The organism is Vibrio antiquarius, assembly GCF_000024825.1.
Taxonomy (GTDB): domain Bacteria; phylum Pseudomonadota; class Gammaproteobacteria; order Enterobacterales; family Vibrionaceae; genus Vibrio; species Vibrio diabolicus.
Genome location: NC_013457.1, coordinates 1163476 through 1180189, shown reverse-complemented (window position 1 = coordinate 1180189; position 16714 = coordinate 1163476). Strand labels below are relative to the sequence as shown.

General features: G+C 44.4%; 18 protein-coding genes. 8 read left to right on the top strand and 10 right to left on the bottom strand.

The features are described from left to right. Positions 1-411 precede the first annotated feature (411 nt). A complete protein-coding gene (locus VEA_RS20210) occupies positions 412-831 on the top strand; it encodes a VOC family protein (protein ID WP_006740863.1) in 420 nt (139 codons plus the stop codon). 77 nt (positions 832-908) lie between these two features. On the opposite strand, the gene VEA_RS20205 is transcribed toward VEA_RS20210, so the two are convergent. Next, positions 909-1448, bottom strand: a complete 540-nt coding sequence (locus VEA_RS20205) for a CAP domain-containing protein (RefSeq protein ID WP_006740864.1) — start codon at positions 1446-1448, stop codon at positions 909-911. 127 nt (positions 1449-1575) lie between these two features. Beyond that, positions 1576-2532: a LysR family transcriptional regulator gene (locus tag VEA_RS20200; RefSeq protein WP_006740865.1), complete on the bottom strand. Its 957-nt coding sequence runs from the start codon at positions 2530-2532 to the stop codon at positions 1576-1578. Positions 2533-2658: 126 nt separating this feature from the next. Between VEA_RS20200 and VEA_RS20195 the strand changes: the two genes are divergently transcribed. The 3 genes from VEA_RS20195 to VEA_RS20185 all read left to right on the top strand — a co-directional run bounded on the left by VEA_RS20195 (position 2659) and on the right by VEA_RS20185 (position 4777). Further along, positions 2659-3345, top strand: coding sequence for a DJ-1/PfpI family protein (locus tag VEA_RS20195; protein ID WP_006740866.1), 687 nt, complete (start codon positions 2659-2661; stop codon positions 3343-3345). Between the two features lie 83 nt (positions 3346-3428). Further along, the gene (locus VEA_RS20190; protein ID WP_012842407.1) at positions 3429-3914 is read left to right on the top strand and encodes a sigma-70 family RNA polymerase sigma factor; all 486 of its coding nucleotides are present in this window, start codon (positions 3429-3431) and stop codon (positions 3912-3914) included. A gap of 167 nt (positions 3915-4081) precedes the next feature. Beyond that, entirely contained in the window at positions 4082-4777 is a 696-nt protein-coding gene (locus VEA_RS20185) for a VC0807 family protein (protein ID WP_006740868.1), read from the top strand. Positions 4778-4850: 73 nt separating this feature from the next. On the opposite strand, the gene VEA_RS20180 is transcribed toward VEA_RS20185, so the two are convergent. Then, positions 4851-5843, bottom strand: coding sequence for a zinc-dependent alcohol dehydrogenase family protein (locus VEA_RS20180; protein ID WP_006740869.1), 993 nt, complete (start codon positions 5841-5843; stop codon positions 4851-4853). A gap of 88 nt (positions 5844-5931) precedes the next feature. Beyond that, a complete protein-coding gene (locus tag VEA_RS20175) occupies positions 5932-6747 on the bottom strand; it encodes an AraC family transcriptional regulator (protein WP_012842406.1) in 816 nt (271 codons plus the stop codon). 111 nt (positions 6748-6858) lie between these two features. Here VEA_RS20175 and VEA_RS20170 point away from each other — a divergent pair, with 111 nt between their 5' ends. Then, positions 6859-7551, top strand: coding sequence for an MOSC domain-containing protein (locus tag VEA_RS20170; RefSeq protein WP_006740871.1), 693 nt, complete (start codon positions 6859-6861; stop codon positions 7549-7551). Between the two features lie 48 nt (positions 7552-7599). Here VEA_RS20170 and VEA_RS20165 read toward each other — a convergent pair whose 3' ends face one another. The 4 genes from VEA_RS20165 to VEA_RS20150 form a co-directional block, all read right to left on the bottom strand. Further along, entirely contained in the window at positions 7600-8100 is a 501-nt protein-coding gene (locus VEA_RS20165; protein ID WP_006740872.1) for a (R)-mandelonitrile lyase, read from the bottom strand. A 43-nt stretch (positions 8101-8143) separates the two neighbouring features. Then, on the bottom strand, positions 8144-8809 hold the full coding sequence (locus VEA_RS20160; protein ID WP_230198159.1) for a carboxymuconolactone decarboxylase family protein: 666 nt from the start codon (positions 8807-8809) through the stop codon (positions 8144-8146). 157 nt (positions 8810-8966) lie between these two features. After that, positions 8967-9317, bottom strand: coding sequence for a cyclophilin-like fold protein (locus tag VEA_RS20155; RefSeq protein WP_006740874.1), 351 nt, complete (start codon positions 9315-9317; stop codon positions 8967-8969). A 152-nt stretch (positions 9318-9469) separates the two neighbouring features. Next, positions 9470-9919 (bottom strand): cupin domain-containing protein, encoded by a 450-nt coding sequence (locus VEA_RS20150; protein ID WP_081442386.1) that lies wholly within the window; start codon positions 9917-9919, stop codon positions 9470-9472. Between the two features lie 435 nt (positions 9920-10354). On the opposite strand from VEA_RS20150, the gene VEA_RS20145 reads away from it, so the two are divergent. Continuing rightward, on the top strand, positions 10355-11278 hold the full coding sequence (locus VEA_RS20145; RefSeq protein ID WP_005392187.1) for an AraC family transcriptional regulator: 924 nt from the start codon (positions 10355-10357) through the stop codon (positions 11276-11278). 129 nt (positions 11279-11407) lie between these two features. Here the strand turns inward: VEA_RS20145 and VEA_RS20140 are convergent, their stop codons facing one another. Beyond that, positions 11408-12409 carry an arginine deiminase-related protein gene (locus tag VEA_RS20140; RefSeq protein ID WP_006740876.1) on the bottom strand — a complete coding sequence of 334 codons (1002 nt, stop codon included), beginning with the start codon at positions 12407-12409 and terminating at the stop codon, positions 11408-11410. A gap of 402 nt (positions 12410-12811) precedes the next feature. Here VEA_RS20140 and VEA_RS20135 point away from each other — a divergent pair, with 402 nt between their 5' ends. Continuing rightward, on the top strand, positions 12812-14662 hold the full coding sequence (locus VEA_RS20135) for an ABC transporter ATP-binding protein (RefSeq protein ID WP_005392176.1): 1851 nt from the start codon (positions 12812-12814) through the stop codon (positions 14660-14662). A 591-nt stretch (positions 14663-15253) separates the two neighbouring features. Then, complete coding sequence (locus VEA_RS20130; RefSeq protein WP_005392172.1) at positions 15254-15961, top strand: DUF445 domain-containing protein; 708 nt, start codon at positions 15254-15256, stop codon at positions 15959-15961. Positions 15962-16085: 124 nt separating this feature from the next. On the opposite strand, the gene VEA_RS20125 is transcribed toward VEA_RS20130, so the two are convergent. After that, on the bottom strand, positions 16086-16562 hold the full coding sequence (locus VEA_RS20125; RefSeq protein ID WP_006740877.1) for an Lrp/AsnC family transcriptional regulator: 477 nt from the start codon (positions 16560-16562) through the stop codon (positions 16086-16088). Between the last annotated feature and the right edge of the window lie 152 nt (positions 16563-16714).

The following is a 16714-nucleotide window of genomic DNA, read 5'->3' as shown; positions in this document are numbered from 1 at the left end:
CCCCCAGCACTCCGTGCTTAAGGTGGCAAGTTCTACAGTCACGGATAATTCAATTCACACCACCAGCATCAAAACGCGCTGCAAATAGATTCTGAATACTCGCTTAGGCTCCTTCAGAATGACGCTGTTCGTGTAGCGCTCTCTTCGCGTCATTCCCGCGAACCTAGGTGAGACTGGGAATCTACTCACCACAAACTCGCTCGAAAATGATTAGCACGAACAAAAGATGAAAGAGGGTTGCAAGCACCTAACCCAACTCGCAGATTCAAGTACCACCCCACCGAATCTCTCCATGTATCAAGATCCAAAGATATCAACCCTAAAAAATTTTAAAAAAGCTCTTTACCTCAACTTAACTTGAGGTTTTAGCATGTTCATCGTTGGCTAGGAAATGACAAAAAGGAGCACATCATGATCCAACTAGAACATATTAATTTAGTCGTGAAAAACATCCCTGAAATGCTGAAGTTTTATCAAACTGCATTTCCACATTGGTACGTGCGTGATGAGGGGAAAGGCGAATGGAGTGGCAAGCCAAGAAACTGGCTACATTTTGGCGACGAGTATCAATATATTGCGATGAGTGACCACGGTGAAGGAGAGAACCGCGAGTTGGGTGGCCACCAAGTAGGGCTAGCGCATTTTGCTTATGTGACCAATAACGTCGAAGCCATCATACAAAGACTGACCGATGCAGGTTATCCGATTGCCCAACCTGGGGCTGATGAGCCATATCGCAAGAATGTGTATTTTGTTGACCCGGCAGGTTTTGAGATCGAATTCGTTGAATACCTGACGGATGATCCAAAACTTCGTAACCTGACAAGCTAAAAGAGACGTAAATAATAAAACGCCAGCAGATGGTTACTGCTGGCGTTTTAGTTTATCTATCAGGTTTCTTTATCGCATTAGCGCTGTTTGGCAAAAACCTGAGTCCAGTAATACCCGTAGCTTGCCGAGTGATTTTCGACAAGCGACGCGCCCATCTGATCAAAATCCGCACTCATGATATTGAGGCAGTGACCTTCGCTCGATAACCAAGCATTAACGACGGCGTTGATGGAACTTTGCCCTACGGCGACATTCTCACCAATGGCGCTCCAAGCATAGCCCGTTGCGTTGACTCGATCTGACATATTGCTGCCGTCAGAGCCTGTATGACTCATGAAATCGCTGTTCGCCATGTCGCTTGAGTGTCGATAAGCGGCGCTTTCCAAATCGTAGCTCCAAGTCAGGGCCCCAACAGGTGGCATGGTGGTTGCCCCACACTGCTGTGTAGTAGAGCGAGCACTGTTGACCGCTGCGAGCATTTGCTCGGCAAATGTGCCTTGTGACGATGTGGAACCTGTGTTTTGAGAGCCGCTGTCTACAGGTGCTGACGACTCCCCGTCGCCGCCACATGCGCTGAGAAGTAGAGCCAAAACTGGCACTAAGATCTTAGTTGGCATTGTCTTTCCTTTATGAGTGACGAAGAGCAAACTGCGCTTGTCGATAATAACGCCCAATAACCTAACAAAAACCCATAAAAGCACCATATGGCTTGGAGTGTTTTAACCAAAGACTCACATGAAGTTTTCAATCTCCTTGGTTCGGTTGGTAAATCGGCAACGTTTCAGCCCACGTATGGAATGGCGTTTCATCCATATATTGTATTGCTTGAGTGATAAAATCGATGAACACCCTCACTCGGGCAGGCACATATTCCCGGTTAGCATAGAGAAGATACACGCCATTTCCTGCTTGGCGCATACTCGGAAATATCGGCACTAAACGCCCAGATTTGAGCCAATCTCTCGCGATAAAGTGAGGAATCTGAGTTAACCCTAAGCCTTCTGCGCAAAGCTCTGCCATGGATTCGCCGTCATTTACAATAAAATTTCTCTCGGGGTTATACTCACTTGCACCGTCTGGTTCTGGCATCCGAATCGGCAACAGTTTCCCCGTTTGTTTAAAACGAAAACGAACCCAAGAATGGTCATTGAATACATCCGGGCCACTCGGAACACCATGGCGCGCTAAGTAATCCTGACTGGCACAAATGATAAAATCGATAGGACTCAGCTGGCGCACGATCAACTGGCTGTCCTGAACGACACCAGAACGAATCGACACATCAATCCCTTGTTCAATAATATCAACGTAGGCGTCATCGTAATGAATATCGATAGTGATGCTGGGGTAGCGGCGACAAAACTCTTTTAATAAAGGGCGAATGTAAAGGCGACCGTAGGAGACCGGCACATTAATCTTAAGCAGCCCTGAAAGCGCATCATTGTGGCTTTTTAAGGAATCCTCACACGCAGCCAGTTCGTCCAGTACAAACCTAGCGGTATTTGCGTATCGACGACCGGCTTCTGTCAGACGGATCTGTCGCGTAGAACGCTGGAACAGCTGTATTCCCAAGTCGCTTTCAAGACGATGGATGGCCTTACTCACCGTAGAAGGGTCTGTGCCATACGCTTTGGCGGCCGCAGCAAAACTGCCACCTTCTAAAGTGGCAATAAAAAATCGTAGGGACCGTATCTTATCCATAAAACTCGTGCACTCCATTCGTGAACTTTATTCACTTTAGTAAAGACAAAGTGGCTCTTCAATCACCAATCAGCCCAAATATAATGAATCTCAATAACTTGATGCTCTGTTAGCGAGGAAAAAACAATGGGTAAAAATGGATTAAAGAATGCACTACAACTATTGATAGCGACCTTAGTCCTATTCTTTGGGATGCTTCAAACGGCACATGCGGCGGATAAACGCATTGGCATTCTGGTTTACGACGGCGTACTGACCTCTGATGTCACTGCGCCTTTAGAGGTCTTTGGCGTTGCAAGTCGTCTGACTTGGTTTAGCGATTATGAAGTAGTCACTATTTCCGTCTCTGATCAGAAAACCATTACCACTGAAGAGGGATTAAAAATTGGTGTGGATGCTTGGATTGGCGATCAGCCGGAGCTCGACGTGCTGGTTTTAACATCCAGCTACGACATGGATGCGCTAATCGAAAACAAGGATCTCATTCACTTTATTCAAACCACATCAAAGGCGGCAGATTGGATGGCAAGTAATTGCTCTGGTGCGTATCTATTGGCCGAGGCTGGCCTTTTAAACGGTAAGAAAGCGACGACATGGGCAGGAGGTGAAAACGGATTACAAAAAGACTATCCAGCAGTTGATGTACAGGTCGACCAGAATTTTGTTGTTGATGAGGGCGTCATCACCTCAAACGGCAGCCTAGTTAGCTATCAAGCCGCCCTTAAATTGCTGCATCTCATGACTTCAGAATCTAAAGCTCAAGAAGTCGCAGACGCCCTTCAATACTCACGTTTTTCTACCCAGCCATTTTAAGCGGGCAAGAACGAAACCGCAGGTAACCTTTGAGCTTCAGAGGTTACCTTGCTACTCAGCTCTACACTTCTGATCTTAATCCTATGGAAAAACACAAACGATACGAAGCACTGACGAAGGAGCGATACCAAGATATCTATCGTCTCGCATATTGGCTATGCAAAGATCATCACCTTGCTGAAGATTTGGCGCAAGACACCTTCCTGAAAGCGTGGCGATTCTTTGATAACTTAAATGATCCCAATGCCGCGAAGCCTTGGCTCATCACCATTTTGCGTCGTGAGAATGCTCGGCGCTTTGATAAAAAGCAGTACGATTTTGTCGATATTGATGAGTGTGTAATACAGGCAAAAACCTACCCTGGCAGTGACCACGACATGGCACAAGATTGGCTTCAAAAACAAATGATGATTCTCGAACCCAAATATCGAGAGCCATTGGTCTTAAAACTCGTAGTCGGGTTTAATCATAATGAAATTGCTCAAGTATTAGAGCTTAATCACAACACCGTGGCGACTCGATTATTCAGAGCACGCAATCAGATCATTGCGCAGAGGGAGCGCGATTAAGACACAAAAAAGTAGTCAATCATGTCAACTAACTGGCTATGCTCCGGTCTATTTCATAAGTCGTTACACAACTCGGCGCTTTAACGCTTTACATCAAGCGCGACTAGATGAACACTTCTCGTCAAAGTACAATAACAGCCGACATAGAGTAGAGTCAGTAAAACATTATGAGTAACACAACGGCGAAAAAGCCGAATCCCCTATTCGAGATTCTTTTTAACGTATTCATCCCTTCCTTTATCTTGATGAAGTTTAGCGGCGCTGAACACCTAGGAACAGCAATGGCGCTGGTTGTCGCTTTGCTATTTCCTATCATTTACGGCGGTATGGACCTTGTCCGGAACAAGAAATTTAACTTTATTTCTGCACTTGGCTTTATCAGTGTTTTATTAACTGGCGGCATTGGCTTGTTAGAGCTTGATACACGTTGGTTAGCCTTGAAAGAAGCCCTGATCCCTGGCCTGATCGGTTTAGCGGTTTTGGGCTCAACGTTTACCCGCTACCCACTGATGCAGAAGTTAGTATTGAATGAAACGGTATTGAATTTATCGCTGATTAACGAACGCTTGAAAGAGAACGGTCAATCAGAGGCATTTGAACGTTGTCTAATGTCATCAAACTATCTGTTTGCGAGTACTTTTGCGTTCTCATCCGCGATGAACTACTTCCTTGCGACTTGGATCGTGACCAGTCCTTCGGGCACGGCTGCCTTTAATGAAGAGTTGGGTAAGATGACGCTTTACAGCTACCCGATGATTGCAATTCCAAGCATGTTAATGATGTTCGGTATTTTTTATTACATTTGGCGTCAAGTACGTACGATGACATCGCTCGAAACAGAACAAATTTTCCATCTAAAATAGTCCCATCATTGCAAATAACCCATCAAAAAAGGGAGGATTTTATCCTCCCTTTTCTCAACAGACTCACTGTAATTCATAGCGTCAAAATGATTTTTCCTGACACCGCCGATGAGCGTTGCTCAACCATTTCAATCGCAGTTTGAAAATCCTCTAGCGGCAGCTCAGACTCTACACTTAACTTTATATCGTTGGCAATAAAGTGGTCTAACATTTCAGCGAATACCGTCTTTCTCCCGCCTTTGCCTACCGATTCTTCCCAATACCGCAAAAAGAAGGAGCTAAAGTCGATGTTGTTGGTCTTCATCGATTCAAAAAACGCGGGCGTATAAGGCGCTAACGACAATGTTCCGTAGTTGATGTATTGGCCATTTTCTTTCAAGGTACGAATGAGATCCGTGCCAGCCTCACCGCCTATCGCATCCAAAGCGACCGTTGGTTGTGGCAGTTTGCGCGTTTGCAGTTGCGCGTGTAAGTCTTGTTTTGCGTCCAACGCTGGAATCGTATCGTACGGATACTCTTCTGTCTTTGAAGTCACAGCAATCAGTGTAAAACCCAGTGAATGAGCGAGCTGGGCAAATATCTTACCGATCGCTGACCCTGCCGCATTGATGATCACCACATCCTCTTTGTTCAACTTAGCCACTTTAGTGGTGATCACCCACGCGGTTAACGCGTTGATGTACAATTGGCAGGCATAGCCGTTATCCAAACTCTCAGGTAGCGGAAACAGATTCTCAGGCGAAGCATCTATGTAGTATTGCCAAGTACCACTCATCGCCACCAACACTTTTTGCCCAACTTGAAGGTCAGTTTGACCAACTGCACTGACTTCCACCACACGCCCAACCGCTTCAAATCCCGGCACGCGAGGTGGTACGTGAACGCGGCGGTATTGCCCAACACCATGAATGGAAAGCAAGTCACTTGGGTTAATGTTTGTAGCTTCGAGTCTCACCCGAACCTTGCCCTGATCAAGCGGTTTTAGGGGCTCTTTTTCCAACGACAGCGACGTTTTGGGCTGACCAAAGCAGAATTGGTTCACTCGAGTATTTATCGTTGGTGCCATTGTTATTCATACCATGTAATTGAAATTCAAAAAGGAAGTTTCACAACTTCTACTCAAAAGCATTAAGTGAAGTCGAAGCTCTGTATTTCTACCTGCGCGATGCGCCGTTCACTCTAAACTGTTGTGGCGTCATATCAAAATAGGCTTTAAATGCTTTGATGTAGGATGAGTCGTTTTGATAACCCACTAGGTCTGCAATGGCTTGGATTGGCAACGATTCATCTAACAAAGAAAGCGAGTAAATTAGCCGAATTTGTTGCCGCCAAAGCAGAAATGAAGTGTTGAATTCCTTGGCGAACAACCGTGATAAAGTGCGCTCAGACGCCCCAATTTTCTCCCCCCACTCTTTTAGCGAACAGCTCAACGCGGGCTCGTCGGTCAACTGCTCGAAAATCAGTTTTAGTCGTCTGTCTTGTGGCAGCAACAACTGAAATGTCTGCACGTTGCTTTTCAAAATTTGATCATGCAACACCGCTAGCAAATGCAGCACTTCTTCGTGGCTTGTCTCATTTTCACACTGTCTACGGATCTCTTGTAAAAGCTCATTTAAAAACGACGTTAAAGCAATGGTTCTCACTTGTGGCTCGTACGTTGCGCCAAACTCAGGGTTGAGGTAAATGCCAACAAATATCGTGTTGCTTAGAGCAATCGACTCGTGTTGAACACCCGCAGGAACAAATAATGCAGAAGTGTGCGGAACCAAATGCTGATAATGCTCCGTTTGCGTTTGCAATAACCCTTTGATAGGAAAGATGATTTGATGCCAAGTGTGTTGATGCAGCGCATCAATGTAACCTTTTGGCATGTCGATGGTTTTCACCAAAACAGGGGAATGGGGATTCGCAGCCATCATCTCATTGGAGGTGACGACGCCTGACTTCGAATCAATTTGGCGAGTTAGCATTGTTAGTTGTCTTTTCATCCCTATTCCGACACAAGTTCACTAGGCTATCATGCTCCGCATCGCGAATGAAGGTTAACACTTTATCTCTCATTCAAATAATAAGGAGGTTACATGAAGAAAATCGGCGTCGTAAAAGCTGTGCTAGCAGGGAAAACCGTCCCTTATGCTCATGGTGCGCAAAGCGCAATCAACAAACAAGTGCTGCCTGAGCGCCAGCGCGCAACAGAACTTGGTTTTACCAATGATGAGCAAGGTGATCCGCGCTTTCATGGTGGCATTCAAAAAGCGCTTCATATTTACCCAAACGAGCACTACCCAATCTGGCAACAACAATTAGGCGAAAGAACTATTTTCCAATCCGCTGGCGGCTTTGGCGAAAACATCAGCTCCGAGGGCGTCACCGAATCCACGATTTGCTTGAAAGATAAAATCCGTATCGGCTCAACACTACTTGAAGTGTCGCAAGGTCGCATGCCTTGTTGGAAACTTAACGTACGATTTGACCAACACGACATGGCGAGAAGACTGCAAGATACGCTTCGAACAGGCTGGTATTTCCGAGTATTGGAAGAAGGCGATATCGGTGCAGGTGACGAGATTATTCTGTGTGAAAGACCTTATCCAGAATGGCCACTGGCTCGCATCATGGGCGCGGTTTTCACTGGCTGTTTAGATAGAGAAGAACTCACTAAGCTGTCTGAACTGCCGTTAGTCGAGTCTTGGGGCAAGTTGGTCGAGCGCCGCCTAGAAACTGGCGAAGTCGAGGATTGGGAAATGCGCTTGGTTGGCCCAACAAGACAATAAAAAACGCAGAGTAAAAGCTCTGCGCTCGCTATAAAAACGTGGCCTTTGTTATTGCTGTCCTGCTGCATACTGACCATCGGTAACTTGCTCTTTCCAGATAACGTTTTCACCGTCTTTTGACGCCGTAACCACTAGATGAGTCATTGGCACATTTGGTGTTGCACCGTGCCAATGGTCGATACCAGGAGGACACCAAACACTATCACCAGCAGCAAATCGAATTACATGCCCATCACGCGTTCCTGTAAGTGCGGTACCAGAAGTGACGATCATGTGTTGTCCTGCTGGGTGAGTATGCCAAGCGGTTCGAGCTCCTGCATCAAAAGTGACATAGGCGGCGCTGTAGTTTGCAACTTCGTTTTCAGGAAACAACATCTCGACGTTAACTTTCCCGGTAAATAGGTTTTCAGGTCCTTGAAACGATTTCTGATCAGCAGAGCGATAAACTTGCTGCGAAGATGAGTTACCATCGGCTGCTTGAGCGATTGGAAGCATAAATCCCGTCGACAACAGCACAGACCAAATAAGCAATGATGATTTATTTTTCATAAAACGAATTCCTTTCTAATTGATATGATTGGCCAAATAATATTTATTTTTCCAAAACTGTTTTTAGGACCGATTGAGCATTGTTAGACACACTTTCACCACAGCACTCACTTAATACAACAATAAATTCCTCTAACTCTTTAATAGAAACATTGTTATTCAGACTGATATTATAGTGAGCTGCTAATTGGCTATTAACACCGTTCATATTTGCTAATGCTGCAATCGTAGCAATTTCACGCTCTTTCCAAGTGAGCACATCGCGTTCAAAAATATCACCAAACAAATGTGCTTTTAGGTATTCATCAATTTGCGGAGAAAAATCGAATAGCGCGCCTTTTACTTCTGCACCAACAAGTTGTGTTTGGTTTTCAGCGCCAAATTCTAAGCTGGTTTTATCGTTAGGTAACGCGCTTGATTCTCGCCCTAAGATATCGGTAATACCTCGGCTTTTACGTTCATCCAACACCGTCATAAATGTTGCTAGTCCATTCAAACTGCGCGGAAATCCAGCATACGCGTACAACTGAGCCAGCAGTTCTTTTATCTCGTTGACCGTTAGGCCTGCGTCTAACCCATCATTAAGGCTTTGTGTTAGTTTTTCTATTTCACCACTCGCAGTAAAAGCAGAAATAGGAATAATAGCTCGCTCTTTATCACTGAATATTTCTGATGCTGAAGCGATATTCGTTGTGCATAGCGTTGTCATAGTGAGCACCAATATTAATATTGATTTAACAGATTTGTTTAATGCTTTCATATCAAAATTCCATTATGTAACGGTGTTCTAATCCATAGAAGTTCTAGAAATATATTTATTAGCGTTCTGATTTCTACATTAATAATTCACATTGTTAACTGGGTCATTAATTTACTTTTTCGATCGTGACACGGTTTGTTTCTTTCGAAATAAAGCAATGAATCCCATCATCGATTTGACCTAATTTAATTAACCCAGACGCGTAACCAAAGTCTTTATAAAAGATAACTAAATTTCCCCAAGGGGCGTAATAAGAGATGTCACCCGCTTTTGATTGAGTTCCAGAAGGTGCGCCTTCGCGAGTTAACTTATTCGGTAAGTAAGCAACTTTCTCTGTATTTGCGTAGTCTTGTAGATCTAATGTTAGAGGCAATTGACGAACAAAATCGTCTGTACTCGCACTGCTCTTCAATGTGCCTAAAACACTGCAATCATCGAAAATAAAACGAATTTTCACTATATTTTCCTCCAATCCAGCGCTATTAACTTCTGCGTTCACAATGCAGGGGAACATCCAGGCACTACTCACCAAAACGCATCTCACCCACTGATTGAAACGGTATGCTTGTCTCATCGAGATTCCCTTTTATCACTGAAAACTTGCTCGGGCTACTTTAGTTGCATGTACTCTTGATCAGAGACTGGTTCGCACCATTCATTACTTGCGCCTTCAGCCGGTATTTCTATTGCTACATGTGAGAACCAACTGTCTTTAGCTGCGCCATGCCAATGCTTAGTACCTGGCGCGATATGCACGACATCGCCAACATTCAACTCTTTTGCTGGTTGGCCAAATTCTTGATACCAACCTCGCCCTCCTGTCGCTAACAGAATCTGCCCACCTTCATGATGAATATGCCAAAAATTGCGACAACCTGGTTCAAACGTTACGTTCGCCACGATAAGACCAGGCTGATTGAGCAACGCCAGATAACTCGTACCGGTAAAGTAATCCGCATACGCTTCATTCTTTTCACCAAACTCGAAAATGCCTCGACCTTGAAATACACCGGCTTGCAGTACGTCAGGGATTTGAGTATTGCTTTTGTTATTCATCATGACTCCAAATAGTGTTCTTGAGTGCTTACAACTCACCAAACCATGGGTTCACTGTATTGCGCTTTGATAGATGACCGTTAGCCTATTCTTTGCTAATACTTGCCCAATATTCCAAACCAATACAAAAGACAACCATACTTGAGACCGGTTAGAAAAAACGGAATAAAAACTCAGAAATACATAATAATCTGATTTTTAAAGAATAAACTCATGGAAGACAATTAGCCCGCTCAACAATCAAGCAGAAAGATCAATCTTCGATCGCTTAACCTCGAAATAGACACTTGCCCAATATTCTTTACTTAAAGAAATGAACTGTTATAACTATGCTTAATCAAGTCGCTTAATTGATTCCGAAGAGGCGTTAACTACAAAGGCAGAAATCGCATGCCGTTAACCCCGAACCTGAGGCCAACCAGAGGAGAGCACTGACTTATGCAAGAGGTACCGTCAAACACTTCGTCAACCCTGGCCAGTGCAATAGAAAAGCTTGCCAAGCACATTGAGAAATGGGCAAATGGCGCGAACCAATATGACACAGAAATTCCAGGATTAAGGTTCAGTCGTTGGGCAACCCCAACACCACCGACAAGCTACACCCACAACCCAAGTATTTGCTTAATTGCTCAAGGGAGAAAGCGCGTGTTGTTGGGTGAAGATAGCTTTGTTTACGATGCGAACCACTTTTTAATCTCCTCTGTCGACTTGCCGATTATCGCCAATATCATTGAAGCCAGTGAAGATAAACCTTATTTAGGGGTGATTATGGAGCTGGATCTGACTGAAATATCTCAACTTATTGTCGATAGTGAGCTGACGTTTAATCAAAGCAAAGAAGCACAAAAAGGCATAGCGGTTGGAGAGTTGTCGGAGCCATTACTTGACGCCTTTCTGCGTTTAATAGAGCTGCTGGATGAAGGACAAAGCATCAAAATTTTAGCGCCGATTATTAAACGAGAGATTTTTTATCGACTGTTAATCACCGAACAGGGCGCTCGTCTTAATCAAATCGTAACTGCAGGAAGTCACAGCCATCAAATCGCGAAGGCCATTGATTGGTTGAAGAATAATTTCGTAAAGCCGTTAAGTGTCAGTGAGTTAGCCGCCTACAGTGGCATGAGTAAATCGGCGTTTTATACCCACTTTCGTTCTATGACATCTATGACGCCACTGCAATTTCAAAAGAAATTAAGACTCAGCGAAGCTCGGCGTTTAATGCTTACAGAAAACCTCGATGCCATGGCGACTACGTTTAAAGTGGGTTACGAAAGCCCTTCTCAATTTAGCCGTGAATACAGCCGTTTATTTGGTGCGCCACCATCCAAAGACATCAAGTCTTTGCGCGAGAGTATGGGTTAAGCTCGGAATATCCTAGGAAGAAGCTAGAAAGTGAAACCGTCAGCCTCGTACTGCCTCGAGGCTAACGGTTTTATTATTTGGGATAGAATGAACGTCACCTGCATTTGCAAGCAAAACTGCACAATATGTTTATAACACCGCTTGTCGACTAGGCAAAAATACCTCACCCAACATACAGCGAACCGAGCCACCACCAATAGATTCTATGGTAGAAACATCGAATGGCAGCAATTTACCGTGCGTCGCAAGTTGATTTCTTTGTGCAGGAGAGAAAGCATCGAATGCCGATTGCGACATCGCAATGACTTTGTCTCCATTGATGGTTTCCAACTGAAGAATGTTGCCGCAGAAGTGGTTCATTTGCTCAATCGAAATAGAGATCACTTGCTTATCTTTGGCGAGTGATTTCATCACAAAACGACGCTCAAATTCTGGGATCACTTCGTCACAAATCACGCAGAACTGCTCACCCACAGCCATCATCACGTTGGTATGGTAAATAGGCGCACCAGATGGCAAACGAGTTTGGAATGAGATCACTCGTTCATAGCCAATACGATCGGCGTAATCTTCTAAAACCAGACGATCACAACGTTGTGAGAGTGCGGCATAGACCGTTTTATTTAAGTGGTCAAAGACCATCACACCCGTGCTTTCTAAATACGCTTGCTCATCAAGATATTCAGTTAGGCTGCTACGTCGATGAACTTCTCGTCCAGCTTGCGCTAGTGCCGCCACAAGCGCATCGGGACGCACTTCTTTTTGACGGTTTTCACAGGCCATTGGAAAGGTGTACAACGTGCCATCTGGCGTAGTGCTAAACCAGTTGTTTGGAAATACCGCGTCTGGCGTCGAAACATCTGAAGCTGGATAATCAAACTCAACAACTTGAACGCCCTCTTGACGCAGCGTAGCTACCATACTCGCGAACTCGGCCATCACTCTACGCGAGACTTCTTCTTGGCTGAGTGCCACTTTATGTTGGAACTCATTATCTTGTGCGGTTTCTTCATTAAAACGAAACTCTTTCGGTGGCACCATCACTACGCAGTTTGCGGTTTGGCGCTGAGCACTTTGCGTGCTTTCTTCTTTCCCATTAGCAAATTGGGTCACTGATTCGTGTAATAGCATCCAATACATTCCTTATCACTAGAATGAGGAGATTGTAAATTTATTGTTAACTTCAGTTTTGCTGTTTTCACAATTAATTTAATTATCTAGAAGTAATTTTCACTGTACTTAGCTTATTTATCCCGAAATTTTATTGTCACTATGCAGGTTTAAGGTTTTATGGCATCGCGATGAACATGCGAAGAATTCATCATAAGAATCAGAACCATAGACAACCACACCCATAACCAACTAGTTACATTTAAAACACAATCGGTTAGACTATTTTTTCGCCCCTCTCGTCAATCCGTCTGCTTTCTCGAGAGCAGCCAAAAACTCTTATACACGCGGCTTCGTCCAAAGCTGCGTGAATCGATGGATTTAGCCACCCCAAATGGCACTGTTTTAACTTTAGGATGAGTTATGTTTAAACGATTTGAAGGCTTTACAGAGCCGTTCCCCAAATCCACACCAGATCAGCCTCCTTCAGGGATGCTCGCTTTTTTACGTTATTACACCCGCGGCTACGAAAAGCCTTTGATCATCATGTCTTTGATGGCCACGATTGTTGCTGTCGTTGAAGTTATGTTGTTTGGCGCGATGGGACAATTGGTTGATTGGTTGTCCACCAGCAATCCAGAAACGTTCTTGCAAGACAATAAAGCAGATTTGATTTTTTACGGAACCTTATTGTTGGTTGTCATGCCCATTTTGGTGATCGTGTATTCGTTGCTCGTTCACCAAACATTATTGGGCAACTATCCAATGTCTATCCGCTGGCTTGCACACCGGTATTTGCTCAATCAAAGCTTAAACTTCTATCAAGATGATTTTGCAGGCCGAGTTGCAACTAAAGTCATGCAAACCTCATTAGCTGTGCGCGAAACCGTCATGAAAGCTATGGATGTATTTGTTTATGTTACGGTTTACTTCACCAGTATGATCATTATGTTAGCGACGGCAGACTGGCGTTTGATGATCCCAATGATCGTCTGGCTGCTCGCTTACATCGCTATCCAAATCTATTTCGTTCCTAAGCTCAAAGACGTCGCTTCAGCGCAGGCCGATGCTCGTTCGACAATGACAGGACGCATCGTCGACAGCTATACCAATATTCAAACGGTCAAACTGTTTTCTCATAGCCAGCGCGAAACCCAATATGCTGAGCAAGGCATGAAGGGATTTTTGAATACGGTCTATCGTCAAATGCGCCTAGTGACCGGCTTTGACGTTGCTGTAGAGATCTCAAACTATATTTTGGTGTTTTCCGTTGCTGCTTTATCGATTTACCTGTGGTTGGATAGTGCCATCAGCGTTGGCGCGATTGCGATTGCTGTTAGCCTTGCATTACGCGTAAATGGTATGTCGATGTGGATCATGTGGGAAGTTGGCGCCCTCTTTGAAAATATGGGAACCGTAGTCGATGGAATGAAAACGCTCTCTAAGCCTATTGATATTAAAGATAAACCAGGCGCAAAAGACTTAGTAGTCACTGAAGGTGGCATTCACTTTGATAACGTCAGCTTCCATTACGGTGAGAACAAAGGCGTGATTAGCCACCTCGATCTCAACATCAAACCAGGAGAGAAAGTCGGCTTGGTTGGGCGCTCCGGCGCCGGAAAATCAACTTTGGTGAACTTGTTACTTCGTTTCCACGATGTCGAAGACGGCAGCATTAAGATCGATGGACAGAACATCTCAGAAGTCACACAAGACTCTTTGCGTTCAAAGATCGGTATGGTGACCCAAGATACTTCTCTGCTACACCGCTCGATTCGCGACAATATTTTGTATGGCAACCCAGATGCGACAGAAGAAGATTTGCTGAAAGCCACTAAGCAAGCGCATGCCCATGAGTTTATTGAAACTCTGACCGACCCATTTGGTAATGTCGGATACGATGCGCAAGTTGGTGAACGTGGTGTGAAACTGTCTGGCGGCCAACGTCAGCGTATCGCAATATCTCGTGTGCTACTCAAAGATGCACCATTGTTGGTACTGGATGAAGCAACATCGGCTCTGGATTCAGAAGTCGAAGCAGCCATCCAGGAAAGCTTGAATGAGTTAATGCAAGGAAAAACCGTTATTGCGATTGCGCACCGATTGTCGACCATAGCACAAATGGATCGCCTCATCGTGCTAGATAAAGGCAGTATTGTTGAACAAGGTTCTCACCAAGAGCTCATCGCGAACAACGGTATTTATGCCCAGCTTTGGGCCCATCAAACTGGCGGATTTATCGCTGAAGAGTTAGAAAATCAACACGTTTCTTAATTAGCGAGAAACCCAATAAAAACGGCGCATGAAGCGCCGTTTTTCATTTTTATTGATAATCCTATACTCATATAGCCATTACAGTTTCTCATATATGAAACATCCTCCATGATAAAGCTCACATTTTTTCTGCTAATATACCGCCTCGTTGCGTATCCATTGCAATGAACACAATACAGAGTGTTGAGCCGTCTTCATTTGTCATTTCACTTTTTGAGAAACAGCTATACTCAATAGATGGCTTAGTTATTAGATTAACAATAAGGTAATTAGCTTATGTGTAAATGTGGTTCAATGCAGATCGTACAACTCAAACCAAGTTGGGCTGACAAGCTATTCGGCTACTCAGAAAGATGGAAATGCCAACTTTGTTGTAAGATCTACCGCATCTAAAATTAAAAATAGAATCTTAGTTTTTCTAAGAAAAAGCAGTGGCCCGACAGTAATTGTCGGGTTTTGTTTTTCTGTACATCCATTTTTATCCCTTCGCAACACGGTCACTCATCACGGCAAAACCTAGCATCTCAATGTGACTTAGGTATAGAATCAGGCCCACTTATTTATTCCGATATTCACATATAACTGGTCACTATGAACAAAAGTTTGCTAACGAATGTCCTCGCTATCGCTTTGATGGCTGGAGGTCATCAATTACAAAACGACTACCTTTGGTATGCGGGGCTGTTTGCGTTCTCAGGCGCCATCACTAACTGGCTTGCCATCCACATGCTGTTTGAAAAAGTGCCTGGATTATACGGTTCTGGCGTGATCCCCGCGCGATTTGAAGAGTTTAAACTGGCTATCAAAAACTTGATGATGGAGCAGTTCTTTACCGAAGCGAACATCGATCGATTCTTGAACAAAGAAATGGCGGGCGGTGTAAACATCGATCTTCAACCTGTGATTGAGAAAGTGGATTTAAACCCAGCGTTTGACTCTTTGGTAGAAGTGATCGAAGGCTCTCAATTTGGCGGCATGCTAGCGATGTTTGGCGGCGCGGAGGCATTACAACCTATGCGGCAGCCTTTCGTCGAAAAGATGCAAGAATCCATTATTGAGTTGAGCAAGAGCGATAACATCAAAGAAGCACTGAAAGAGCAGTTCGAATCTCCTGCTATGATGGATGAGATAAAGCAGAACATTGAAGGCATCATTGATCAGCGCTTGAGCGAATTAACACCCGCACTGGTCAAAGAAATGGTGCAAAAAATGATTAAAGAACACCTTGGCTGGCTAGTCGTTTGGGGCGGTGTTTTTGGCGGTTTAATTGGCGTTATCAGCACCTTTATCGGCGCATAGTCGCTCACCGATTTATCAAAAAGGAGCTTCGGCTCCTTTTTTGATCTTGAAAAAGTAATACGCCAAGCCACGCTAAATAATATGCTCAACGCATAAGCGCTGCAGTCATAGACATCAGCCTCGCCTAACCAAGGAGCTCCGGGTTCACGCCAAATCCTGTTTTATGTTCTTCAATTACCACTTCACTACGAGTCTGGATCACGCCCGGAAGCGTGCCTAGCTTACTCGACATAAACTCCTGATACGCTTTCATGCTCTTAACACGAACCTTTATCATGGTATCGAAGTCCCCAGAGAGCGAATAACACTCTTCAATTTCCGGCATCAATTCGACGGCTTTCGCAAACTTTTCAAAAATGGAAAAACTGGTTTGGTCTAAGCGAATATGGATGAATACTTGCACATCCAACCCTAATTTTTCCGCATTCAGCTCAGCATGGTAGCCATTGATATACCCCTCTTTTTCTAGCCGCTTCACGCGGTCAGAACACGGCGAGGTCGTTAAGTTGATCTGCTTTGCGAGTTCAACAACTGGAATTCTGCCTCTTGAATGAAGCACTCTCAAAATGTGTAAATCAATCCGGTCCAATTGGTAACTCATTAACCACATCCTTGTAACCACTCAGGAAGCATCACATTAATCGTTGCTTAAACAATTGCAAACCATCAAATGCACAGCATGTGAAATTCAGCAGAGAATAATTAGAAAATAACTAAGGAAGGAAAGGGCTGCGATTACTGCCGCTCTCTCCA